10 protein-coding genes and 2 pseudogenes are annotated in these 10985 nt (G+C 61.0%); 8 read left to right on the top strand and 4 right to left on the bottom strand.

The window, feature by feature from the left end:
• From HX846_RS00395 to rarD, 3 genes are all read left to right on the top strand, one after another.
• A partial coding sequence (locus tag HX846_RS00395; protein WP_178964781.1) for a PhoX family phosphatase occupies positions 1 to 588 on the top strand: 588 nt, incomplete at its 5' end.
• Positions 589 to 781: 193 nt separating this feature from the next.
• Entirely contained in the window at positions 782 to 1756 is a 975-nt protein-coding gene (locus HX846_RS00390; RefSeq protein WP_003211077.1) for a serine/threonine protein kinase, read from the top strand.
• Positions 1757 to 1863: 107 nt separating this feature from the next.
• Positions 1864 to 2748 carry an EamA family transporter RarD gene (rarD, locus tag HX846_RS00385; protein ID WP_003211079.1) on the top strand — a complete coding sequence of 295 codons (885 nt, stop codon included), beginning with the start codon at positions 1864 to 1866 and terminating at the stop codon, positions 2746 to 2748.
• Between the two features lie 222 nt (positions 2749 to 2970).
• Here the strand turns inward: rarD and HX846_RS00380 are convergent, their stop codons facing one another.
• Both HX846_RS00380 and HX846_RS39360 read right to left on the bottom strand, forming a co-directional pair.
• Entirely contained in the window at positions 2971 to 3489 is a 519-nt protein-coding gene (locus HX846_RS00380; protein ID WP_003211081.1) for a glycine cleavage system protein R, read from the bottom strand.
• A 24-nt stretch (positions 3490 to 3513) separates the two neighbouring features.
• Positions 3514 to 3600: pseudogene (locus tag HX846_RS39360) on the bottom strand (outer membrane lipoprotein carrier protein LolA); the annotation flags it as partial.
• Positions 3601 to 3973: 373 nt separating this feature from the next.
• On the opposite strand from HX846_RS39360, the gene HX846_RS00375 reads away from it, so the two are divergent.
• Positions 3974 to 6151 (top strand): malate synthase G, encoded by a 2178-nt coding sequence (locus HX846_RS00375; RefSeq protein WP_177008820.1) that lies wholly within the window; start codon positions 3974 to 3976, stop codon positions 6149 to 6151.
• A gap of 59 nt (positions 6152 to 6210) precedes the next feature.
• Here HX846_RS00375 and HX846_RS00370 read toward each other — a convergent pair whose 3' ends face one another.
• Complete coding sequence (locus HX846_RS00370; protein ID WP_087694746.1) at positions 6211 to 6636, bottom strand: hypothetical protein; 426 nt, start codon at positions 6634 to 6636, stop codon at positions 6211 to 6213.
• A 135-nt stretch (positions 6637 to 6771) separates the two neighbouring features.
• Positions 6772 to 7218 carry a response regulator gene (locus HX846_RS00365; protein ID WP_003211086.1) on the bottom strand — a complete coding sequence of 149 codons (447 nt, stop codon included), beginning with the start codon at positions 7216 to 7218 and terminating at the stop codon, positions 6772 to 6774.
• 246 nt (positions 7219 to 7464) lie between these two features.
• On the opposite strand from HX846_RS00365, the gene HX846_RS00360 reads away from it, so the two are divergent.
• The 4 genes and pseudogenes from HX846_RS00360 to HX846_RS39355 form a co-directional block, all read left to right on the top strand.
• Positions 7465 to 9387 (top strand): putative nucleotidyltransferase substrate binding domain-containing protein, encoded by a 1923-nt coding sequence (locus HX846_RS00360; RefSeq protein ID WP_177068445.1) that lies wholly within the window; start codon positions 7465 to 7467, stop codon positions 9385 to 9387.
• A complete protein-coding gene (locus HX846_RS00355) occupies positions 9384 to 10091 on the top strand; it encodes a PolC-type DNA polymerase III (RefSeq protein ID WP_008434358.1) in 708 nt (235 codons plus the stop codon). Before HX846_RS00360 ends, HX846_RS00355 begins: the two co-directional genes overlap by 4 nt.
• Before the next feature lie 260 nt (positions 10092 to 10351).
• Positions 10352 to 10870, top strand: coding sequence for an RNA polymerase sigma factor (locus HX846_RS00350; RefSeq protein WP_010167452.1), 519 nt, complete (start codon positions 10352 to 10354; stop codon positions 10868 to 10870).
• Positions 10867 to 10985: pseudogene (locus HX846_RS39355) on the top strand (amino acid ABC transporter substrate-binding protein); the annotation flags it as partial. The gene HX846_RS00350 and the pseudogene HX846_RS39355, both read left to right, overlap by 4 nt.

The following is a 10985-nucleotide window of genomic DNA, read 5'->3' as shown; positions in this document are numbered from 1 at the left end:
AGCCCCACCGACGGCCAGGTGTATTGCACCCTGACCAACAACGCCAAGCGCGGCGAAGACGGCCAGCCGGTGGGTGGCCCGAACCCGCGGGAGAAAAACGTCTACGGGCAGATCCTGCGCTGGAAGGCCAACGCCAACGACCATGGCGCGCCGGACTTCAGCTGGGATTTGTTCGTGGTGGCCGGCAACCCGACCGTGCATGCCGGGACGCCAAAGGGCGGCTCGTCCAACATCAACCCGCAGAACATGTTCAACAGCCCGGACGGCCTGGGCTTCGACAAGGCCGGGCGGTTGTGGATCCTCACCGATGGCGACTACAGCAACGGCGGCGACTTTGCCGGGATGGGCAATAACCAGATGCTGTGTGCCGACCCGTCGACCGGTGAAATTCGGCGGTTCATGGTGGGGCCGGTGGCCTGTGAAGTGACCGGGATCAGCTTCTCGCCGGACCAGAAAACCCTGTTTGTGGGGATTCAGCATCCGGGGGAAACCGGTGGGTCGACCTGGCCGGAGCATCTGCCAAATGGCAAGCCACGGTCCTCGGTGATGGCGATTCGTCGGGATGATGGCGGGATCGTCGGCGCCTGATAAGGCCTCTTCGCGAGCAAGCCCGCTCCCACACTTGACCGCATTCCAAAGCCAGGACTCGGTTTAATGTGGGAGCGGCGGTGCGACGATTCGACTTGCTCGCGAAGGCGTCAGAACAGTCACCACCTATCTCGACCCCGGTGCGTTACCATACCCGGCCGGACGCGGCGCCCTGCTGCGCGCAGGAGTTCGCATGGCACACCCGTTTGAAACACTGACCCCTGACCTGGTGCTCGACGCAGTCGAAAGCATCGGTTTCCTCAGCGACGCCCGCATCCTCGCGCTCAACAGCTACGAAAACCGTGTCTACCAGGTCGGCATCGAAGACTCCGAGCCCTTGATCGCCAAGTTCTATCGGCCGCAACGCTGGACCAACGAAGCGATCCTCGAAGAACACAGCTTCACCTTCGAACTGGCCGAGTGCGAAGTGCCGGTGGTGGCGCCGATGATTCACAACGGTGAAAGCCTGTTCGAGCACGCGGGTTTTCGCTTCACCCTGTTCCCGCGCCGTGGCGGACGCGCACCGGAGCCGGGCAACCTCGACCAGTTGTATCGCCTCGGCCAATTGCTCGGCCGCCTGCATGCGGTCGGTTCCACCCGCCCCTTCGAACACCGCGAAGCCCTGGGCGTGAAGAACTTCGGTCACGACTCTTTGAACACCCTGCTGGAAGGCAACTTCATTCCTCGCAGCCTGCTGCCAGCCTACGAGTCCGTGGCCCGCGACCTGCTCAAGCGTGTGGAGGAGGTCTACAAGGCCACGCCCCACAAGAACATCCGCATGCACGGCGATTGCCACCCCGGCAACATGATGTGCCGCGACGAGATGTTCCATATCGTCGACCTCGATGACTGCCGCATGGGCCCCGCCGTTCAGGACCTGTGGATGATGCTCGCCGGTGATCGTCAGGAATGCCTGGGGCAACTGTCGGAATTGATGGACGGCTACCAGGAATTCCACGACTTCGACCCGCGCGAACTGGCCCTGATCGAACCCCTGCGTGCCCTGCGCCTGATGCACTACAGCGCCTGGCTTGCACGGCGCTGGGACGACCCGGCGTTCCCCCACAGCTTTCCCTGGTTTGGCAGCGAACGTTACTGGGGCGACCAGGTGCTGGCGTTGCGTGAACAGTTGTCGGCGCTCAACGAAGAACCGTTGAAGCTGTTCTGATCCCTGCCGTCTGGGCCCTGACCTTGGGCCCTACACTTTCAACACACATCCGCTGACAAATATCCTTACAATCGCGGCTTTGTTAGCTGCCTAAGCAAGGATTCTGCATGCAAGCCGCCAACCCCCGTCGCGGGTACATATTGGGCCTGAGCGCCTACGTCATCTGGGGCCTGTTCCCGATCTACTTCAAAGCCATCGCCAGCGTTCCCGCCGCAGAAATCATCGTCAACCGCGTGCTGTGGTCGGCGCTGTTCGGCAGTCTGCTGCTGATAGTCTGGAAACACCCGGGCTGGCTCCGAGAACTGCGGGACAACCCCAGGCGCCTGGCGATCCTGGCCCTGAGCGGCACCTTGATCGCGGCCAACTGGCTGACCTATGTGTGGTCGGTGAACAGTGGCCGCATGCTGGAGGCCAGCCTGGGTTACTACATCAACCCGCTGGTGAACGTGCTGCTGGGCATGGTGATCCTCGGCGAGCGCCTGCGCCGCCTGCAATGGGTGGCCGTGGGCCTGGCAGCGGTAGGTGTGGCGCAACAGGTATGGCAAGTCGGCAGCCTGCCGTGGGTATCCCTGGTCCTGGCGGCGACCTTTGGTTTCTACGGGTTGATCCGCAAGCAGGCGCCGGTCAAGGCATTGCCCGGGCTGGTGGTGGAAACCTGGATGCTGGTGCCGATTGCCATCGCATGGTTGCTGTTCAACCCCTCGGCCCACAGCGCACAGATGGAATTCTGGAGCACCTCCGAAGCGTGGTGGCTGGTGGCCGCAGGCCCGGTGACGCTGATCCCGCTGGTGTGTTTCAACGCCGCCGCACGGCATTTGCCCTACACCGCCCTGGGCTTCCTGCAATACGTGGCGCCCACCCTGGTGCTGCTGGAAGCCGTGCTGTTGTTCAACGAACACCTGGCACCCGCCACGCTGATCGCCTTCTGCTTTATCTGGGCCGGCCTGGTGGTTTACAGCATCGACGCCTGGATGACTGTGCGGAAAAACTGATCAAATAACGTACAAACCGCTGCAAACCACAGCCGGTGTGGCTTGCAGGCATTCACCCCAAGGTTATCCACAGCCTGGTCCCCGGCGTTTGTGCACAAGCCCTTGAAACTGTTCGTTTTTTAACCAGCCGGCGAAGAGCCACGGCCCGCCTGGGCCGGACGCGGGTCTCTACAGGTTATCCACAGGCCCATGCAAGATTTCCATGCATAACCTTGTGGGCAACTATTCCTCGCTGCGTAGTTCCAGTTCCACCATCAAGTCGTCGGCCAGGGTTTCCAGCGCCGCCTGCAAGGTTTCCAGCGGCAGCGTCAACGGCACCGCCAGCAAGGCTTCGGCGTGGAACAGCAGGTCGCTGCTCATGGGCGCCGGGCGCACGTCGGTGATCAAGCGCTCCAGGTTGACGCCCTGCTTGCTGAGCAGCGCGGTGATGTCGCGAACAATCCCCGGCCGGTCGTTACCGACCAGTTCCATCGCGATGGGTTGCGACTCGCTGGGGGCGAGCGAACTGCTTTCGCCCAGCAGCACGCGAATGCCGTGGGTGGACAAGTCTTCCAGCGCGCCAATCAAGTCCAGCCGATTTTCCGCCGGCACGCTCACCCGCAAAATCCCGGCAAACTGCCCGGCCATGTGCGCCATGCGGCTTTCCAGCCAGTTGCCGCCATGGGCGGCGATGCATTGGGCGATGCGTTCGACCACACCGGGTTTGTCCGGGGCGATGACAGTCAGTACGAGATGGTCCATGGTGTCGTCCTCTTCTTATGATTCTGTAGGAGCGAGCTTGCTCGCGAAGAACGTGAAAGCACCGTTGGGTGTCAGGCATCCCGCGTTATCGTTAACGATCTTCGCGAGCAAGCTCGCTCCTACAAGGTGGACGCAGGCGCCCGCGAAAACAAATCGTGTACCATTTTTATATTTATATGGAACAATCCAATAGTTTTTTGAGAACATCCCGTACCCCACTGTGACCGTACGACCAAAGTGGGTCGCTAAACGACGTATTTAGTCTAATTTTCACAACCGCAACTCATCATGTAGTATGCCCAATCGCGCACTACATAACGTTAGGTCGATGTCTGCCAAGGCAACCACGCACCGCGACGCAGCCCGCCCAGCCGCCTTCTACGGCATGTACTGGTGCAGCGTGTTCACGGTTTACATGGCCAGAGGCTTCATTGGTAAATTGAAAAGCTGAAAAGCGCATAAGCTCCGCAGAGTGAGGCAAGCAATGACTGAACACGTTCAAGTCGGTGGCCTGCAGGTCGCCAAAGTCCTGTTCGACTTCGTGAACAACGAAGCCATTCCTGGTACCGGCATTACCGCCGACCAGTTCTGGGCCGGTGCCGACAAGGTCATCCACGACCTGGCGCCGAAGAACAAAGCCCTACTCGCCAAACGCGACGATTTTCAAGTGCGGATCGACACCTGGCACCAGGCACACGCCGGCCAGGCACACGACGCCGTGGCCTACAAAGCCTTCCTTCAAGATATCGGATACCTGCTGCCAGAAGCCGCGGATTTCCAGGCCTCGACCCAAAACGTCGATGAAGAAATTGCCCACATGGCCGGCCCGCAGCTGGTAGTGCCGGTGATGAACGCCCGTTTCGCCCTCAACGCTTCGAATGCGCGCTGGGGCTCACTGTATGACGCGCTGTATGGCACCGACGCCATCAGCGAAGCCGACGGCGCCGAAAAGGGCAAAGGCTACAACAAGGTGCGTGGCGACAAAGTCATCGCCTTCGCCCGCGCCTTCCTTGACGAAGCCGCGCCATTGGCTGCCGGCAGCCACGTGGACTCCACTGGCTACAAGATCGTCGACGGCAAGCTCGTGGTCAGCCTCAAGGGCGGCAGCAACAGCGGCCTGCGCAGCGATGCCCAGTTGATCGGCTACCAGGGCGACGCAGCCAAGCCGACTGCCATCCTGCTGAAGCACAACGGCCTGCACTTCGAAATCCAGGTCGACGCCAGCACCCCGGTCGGCCAGACCGACGCCGCCGGCGTGAAAGACGTGCTGATGGAAGCCGCCCTGACCACCATCATGGACTGCGAAGACTCCGTCGCCGCCGTCGATGCCGATGACAAGGTGGTGATCTACCGCAACTGGCTCGGCCTGATGAAGGGCGACCTGTCGGAAGAAGTCGCCAAGGGTGGCAAGACCTTTACCCGCACCATGAACGCCGACCGCGTCTACACCGGTGCCGACGGCAAGGAAGTGACCCTGCACGGTCGTTCGCTGCTGTTCGTGCGTAACGTTGGCCACTTGATGACCATCGACGCGATCCTCGACAAGGATGGCAACGAAGTGCCGGAAGGCATTCTCGACGGCCTGCTCACCAGCCTGTCGGCGATCCACAGCCTTAACGGCAACACCCGCCGCAAGAACAGCCGCACCGGTTCGGTGTACATCGTTAAACCGAAAATGCACGGCCCCGAAGAAGCTGCGTTCACCAACGAGCTGTTCGGTCGCATCGAAGACGTGCTGAAGCTGCCGCGCAACACCCTCAAAGTCGGGATCATGGACGAGGAGCGCCGTACCACGGTCAACCTCAAGGCCTGCATCAAGGCCGCCAGCGAGCGCGTGGTGTTTATCAACACCGGCTTCCTCGACCGTACCGGCGACGAGATCCACACCTCCATGGAAGCCGGCGCGATGGTGCGCAAGGCCGCCATGAAGGCTGAGAAGTGGATCGGCGCCTACGAAAACTGGAACGTGGACATCGGCTTGAGCACCGGCCTGCAAGGCCGCGCACAAATCGGTAAAGGCATGTGGGCGATGCCCGACCTGATGGCCGCCATGCTGGAGCAGAAGATTGCTCACCCGCTGGCCGGCGCCAACACGGCGTGGGTTCCTTCGCCGACGGCGGCTGCGCTGCATGCGCTGCACTACCACAAGGTTGACGTGTTCGCCCGCCAGGCCGAACTGGCCAAGCGCGAACGTGCTTCGGTAGACGATATCCTGACCATTCCCCTGGCCCAGAATACCGATTGGTCCGAGGAAGAAATCCGCAACGAGCTGGACAACAACGCCCAGGGCATCCTCGGTTACGTGGTGCGCTGGATCGACCAGGGCGTGGGTTGCTCGAAAGTCCCGGACATCAACGACGTCGGCCTGATGGAAGACCGCGCCACCCTGCGTATCTCCAGCCAGCACATTGCCAACTGGTTGCGCCACGGCATCGTCAATGAAGCCCAGGTGATGGAAAGCCTCAAGCGCATGGCGCCGGTGGTGGACCGTCAGAACGCCGGGGATGCGCTGTACCGCCCGCTGGCTCCGGATTTCGACAGCAACATCGCGTTCCAGGCAGCGGTGGAGTTGGTGATTGAGGGGACCAAGCAGCCGAACGGCTATACCGAGCCGGTGTTGCACCGTCGGCGTCGGGAGTTCAAGGCCAAGAATGGTCTGTGAGTAAGCGCTAGAAACGAAAAAGCCCTGACCTATCGATCAGGGCTTTTTTGTTTGGGATGTCAATCGGACTCAACGGTGTAGTTCCCATTAAGCGTGACCGTTCCTCCGTCCGATTCAAACGTTACGTTTGTAAGTTTCCCGATGTGCTTGAAGGTAGTACCGGACTCCGGACGATCGACCAGCACAGTGAGGTCACCCAGCACAGGCTGATGGTATGAATGGCCGTCGGCATCGCGGTAGGTGACATTAAGAAGTGGAGCTTTCCGATGATGCGGCCCGGCTTTCAAGTCGCTTCCGTAGTAGATACGAACACTCTCAACTGCACCGTCCAAAGCGCTCCAGGAGAGATAGCCAAAGACGTCTGTAGGCACAAATACATGACTCAAGGTGCCATCTCGCGAAACTTCAATACGAGCATCACCACTGCTTAAAGTCTTGGCCTTGTGCAGTTCTTTCTCATCGATATTGAATTTTTCAGTACTCATGATGAACTCCTGTCCACAAATTGATTAGGTGCAGGCCTGCGACCCACCCCCTCCTAATCAGTAAACATGCGAAGTTCGATACTTTCCTACTGTCAGAATTGACAGTTCTTCGCGAAATCAGACCAATGGCACCGTCTAGGACGCCATCCCCAACTCCCGCTTCACCATCTTCGCCAGCTTCACGCTATCAATCGGCTTGAGCAAAAAGTCCACCACGCTCAAGTGCATCGCATCAATCACATCCGGCGCTTCGGCGTCACCCGACATGATGATGATCGGCAGCGCCGCCCGGGTGGATTCGCGCACCTGGCGAATCAATTGCAGCCCGTTGCTCGGCGTCATGCGCAGGTCGGTGATCAGCAAGCCGATGGAGCTGCTGGAACTCAACAAGTCCCATGCAGCCTCGCCGCTGTCGGCGGTCATGCAACGAATGCCGTCCAGGCCAAGAATTTCTGCCAACAGTTCGCGCGCGTCCTTGTCGTCATCCACGATCAAAACCCGTTGTGGCGGCAAATCCGGCTCCTGCATAACAGCACTCAGGGCCTCGCGCTCGGCATCACTCAAAATATCGTGGTCGGACATACGTTTCTCGGCAGTTCTATTCAATCTCCCAGCACAGAAGTCAGACATCGCCGGAAGGGCGAACAATGTGCACTTCGTCGGAAAGTTTGCCTAGTGGGCGTTCTACGGGGTTTGGACGATATTCATGTAAGGTTTTTCCCTAGTCGTGGAAGGCATAACGCTACCTAGACTTACGTCCAATGGGCACCCGCAGCGCAGGAGTCGACCATGGGGCACGATAACGACAAAAAAACTGCGGTCATAGGTATGAGTAAAGCTGATGCTTTCACACAAGCGGGGAAAAACGCTGTGTTGCAGAACATCCACGGCACCCTGCAATTCCTGCAACGCTTCCCGCCGTTCAACCAAATGGAAAACGCCCACCTGGGATTTCTGGTAGAGCAGTGTCAATTGCGCTTCTACGGCCCCGGCGAGAGCATCCTCAAGCCCTCGGGCGGGCCGGTGGAACACTTCTATATCGTCAAGCAGGGGCGCGTAGTCGGCGAGCGGCCGGACTCGACAGAAACCACCTTTGAAATCACCACCGGTGAATGTTTTCCGCTGGCGGCGCTGCTGGGGGAGCGGGCCACCCGTACCGAGCACAAAGCCGCCGAAGACACCTTCTGCCTGCAACTGAACAAGCCGGCCTTTATCAAGCTGTTCGCCCTTTCCAGCGCGTTTCGCGACTTTGCCTTGCGCGGCGTGAGCAGCTTGCTGGACCAGGTCAACCAGCAAGTCCAGCAAAAGGCCGTGGAAACCCTCGGCACCCAATATTCGCTGAACACCCGCCTGGGTGAATTGGCCATGCGCCACCCGGTCACCTGCAGCCCGCTGACGCCGCTGCGTGAAGCGGTCACGCAAATGCACGAGCAGCAAGTGGGCAGCATTGTGATCGTCGATGAACACAAGGCGCCCCTGGGGATTTTCACCCTGCGGGACCTGCGCCAGGTGGTGGCCGACGGCACCAGTGATTTCAACCAGGGCATCGAGCGCCATATGACCCAGGCGCCGTTTTTCCTCACGCCGGACCACAGCGCCTTCGACGCGGCGATTGCGATGACCGAGCGGCATATCGCCCACGTGTGCCTGGTCAAGGATCAGCGCCTGTGTGGCGTGGTGTCCGAGCGTGACCTGTTTTCCCTGCAGCGGGTGGACCTGGTGCACCTGGCGCGCACCATCCGCAATGCACCCAGGGTCGAAAACCTGGTGGCGATTCGCGGCGAGATCGGCCAGTTGGTGGAGCGCATGCTCGCCCACGGCGCGTCGTCTACGCAGATCACCCACATCATCACCTTGCTCAACGATCACACGGTGTGCCGTGTCATCGAGTTGACCCTGGCCGACAAGGGCGACCCGGGCGTGCCATTCAGCTGGCTGTGTTTCGGCAGCGAGGGCCGCCGCGAGCAGACGCTGTATACCGACCAGGACAACGGCATCCTGTTCGAAGCCCGGGACGCCGCCGAAGCCGCCGAGATTCGCGGGCGCCTGCTGCCGCTGGCACAACAGATCAACCAGAGCCTGGCGCTGTGCGGCTTCAGCCTGTGCAAGGGCAATATCATGGCCGGCAACCCGGAGCTGTGCCTGTCCCGGGCGGAATGGGCGCGGCGCTTTGCCGGGTTTATCCGTGAGGCGACGCCGGAGAATCTGCTGGGTTCGAGCATCTATTTTGATTTGCGGGTGGTGTGGGGCGATGAGCAAGGGTGCGAGCAACTGCGCCAGGGCATTCTCGACCAGGTGGCAGACAACCGTTTGTTCCAGCGCATGCTGGCCGAGAACGCGTTGCGCCAGCGCCCGCCGGTAGGGCGCTTCCGGGATTTTGTGTTGACGCGCAAAGGCGCCGACAAGGCAACCCTTGACCTCAAGGTGCAAGGCCTCACGCCATTTGTCGACGGCGCCCGTCTGCTGGCATTGGCCAACGGCATCAGCGCCATCAACACCCTGGAGCGCTTGCGCCAACTGGTGGCCAGGGAAGTCATCGAACGCCTTGATGGCGCCGCCTATGAAGAGGCCTATCACTTCATCCAGCAAACTCGCATGCAACAACACCAACTGCAAACCCGCGAGAACCTGCCCTACTCCAACCGCGTCGATCCCGACAGCCTCAACCACCTCGACCGGCGCATCCTGCGCGAATCCCTGCGCCAGGCCCAACGCCTGCAAGGCAGCCTGACGTTGCGGTATCAGCTGTGAGCTGGTTTGGCTGGTTGCGCAAACCCAAACCTGGCCTGGATGCGGCGCAACAACGGCGCGTCGAGCAATTGCCCACACCTGGGGAGCTGGGGGACGGATCGCTGCGGGCCCAGCGCTGGGTGGTGGTGGACCTGGAAACCAGCGGCCTGAACCTCAATCGTGACCAGGTGCTTTCGATTGGCGCCGTGGTGATCGAGGACGGCGCAGTGGACTTCTCGCAATTATTCGAGCGCACCCTGCACCGGGCCGAGACCAAGCTCAGCCCCAGCGTGCTGATCCATGGCCTGGGGCCCAGCGCCATTGCAGCGGGCAGTGACCCGGCAGAAGCGCTGATGGACTTCATGGAGTTTGTCGGCGACAGCCCGCTGCTGGCGTTTCATGCGCCCTTCGATCAACACATGCTGTGCCGGGCACTCAAGGACAGCCTGGGCTATCGCTTGAACCACCCGTTCCTGGACGTGGCCGACATCGCCCCGCTGCTGTGCCCCGACGCCAACATCCGCGAAGCCGGGCTGGATGACTGGATCACGCATTTCAAGCTGCAAGTGGGCGAGCGTCACCATGCCAGTGCGGATGCGCTGGCAACGGCGGAACTGATGCTGATTTTGTTCAGCCGCGCACGGCAGCAGCAGATCGACAGCCCGCACGCGTTACAACAGCGCCTGGGCCAATGGAAACGCCGCAAGCAGGCGCCCTCATTCTAATGGTGGCGAGGGAGCTTGCTCCCGCTGGGGTGCGAAGCGCCCCCAAATCAGCCAACCCATTTCCAACTGAATAAATGCACTGCCTGGATTACGACTGCTGCGCAGCCGAGCGGGAGCAAGGTCCCTCGCCACAGTAAGCGGCATCACCATGATAGATAGCATTACGCCGCCGCCCGACCAACGCCAATTGCACCCGCCTTACACCTCTGCCACAATCGCGAATAATTCTCGTTAGTTTAAACTTTCCGATCGGTGTCGCCTTGTCGTCAATCCAAAGTCCCCACAGTGAGCTTGTTGGCGCGTTGTACCGCGACCATCGCAGCTGGCTGTTGGCGTGGCTGCGACGCAACGTGGCCTGCCCCAGCCGCGCCGAAGACCTCAGCCAGGACACCTTCATGCGCCTGCTGGGCCGTGAAGAACTGCGTGAACCCCGCGAGCCGCGGGCGTTCCTGGTGGCCATCGCCAAGGGCCTGCTGTTCGATTATTTCCGCCGCGCCGCGCTGGAACAGGCTTACCTCACCGAACTGATGCTGATCCCGGAAAGCGAGCACCCGTCCCCGGAAGAACAGCAACTGATCCTCGAAGACCTCAAGGCCATCGACCGCCTGCTGGGCAAACTCTCGAGCAAGGCCCGCGCGGCCTTCCTCTACAACCGCCTCGACGGCATGGGCCACGCCGAAATCGCCCAGCGCCTGGGGGTTTCCGTGCCGCGGGTGCGGCAATACCTGGCCCAGGGTATCCGCCAGTGCTACATCGCCCTGTATGGCGAGCCGCTGTGAGCCCGGTCAGTTCCAAGCCGGTGTCGGCGCGGGTGCTCGACGCGGCCATTGCCTGGCTACTGTCCCTCGGTTCGGGCGACGGCAGCGCCGTGGAGCAGGAAGAATTCGCCAAATG

The organism is Pseudomonas sp. K5002, from assembly GCF_013386655.1.
Classification (GTDB): Bacteria; Pseudomonadota; Gammaproteobacteria; order Pseudomonadales; family Pseudomonadaceae; genus Aquipseudomonas.
This window is presented reverse-complemented; position numbering and strand designations above follow the sequence as displayed.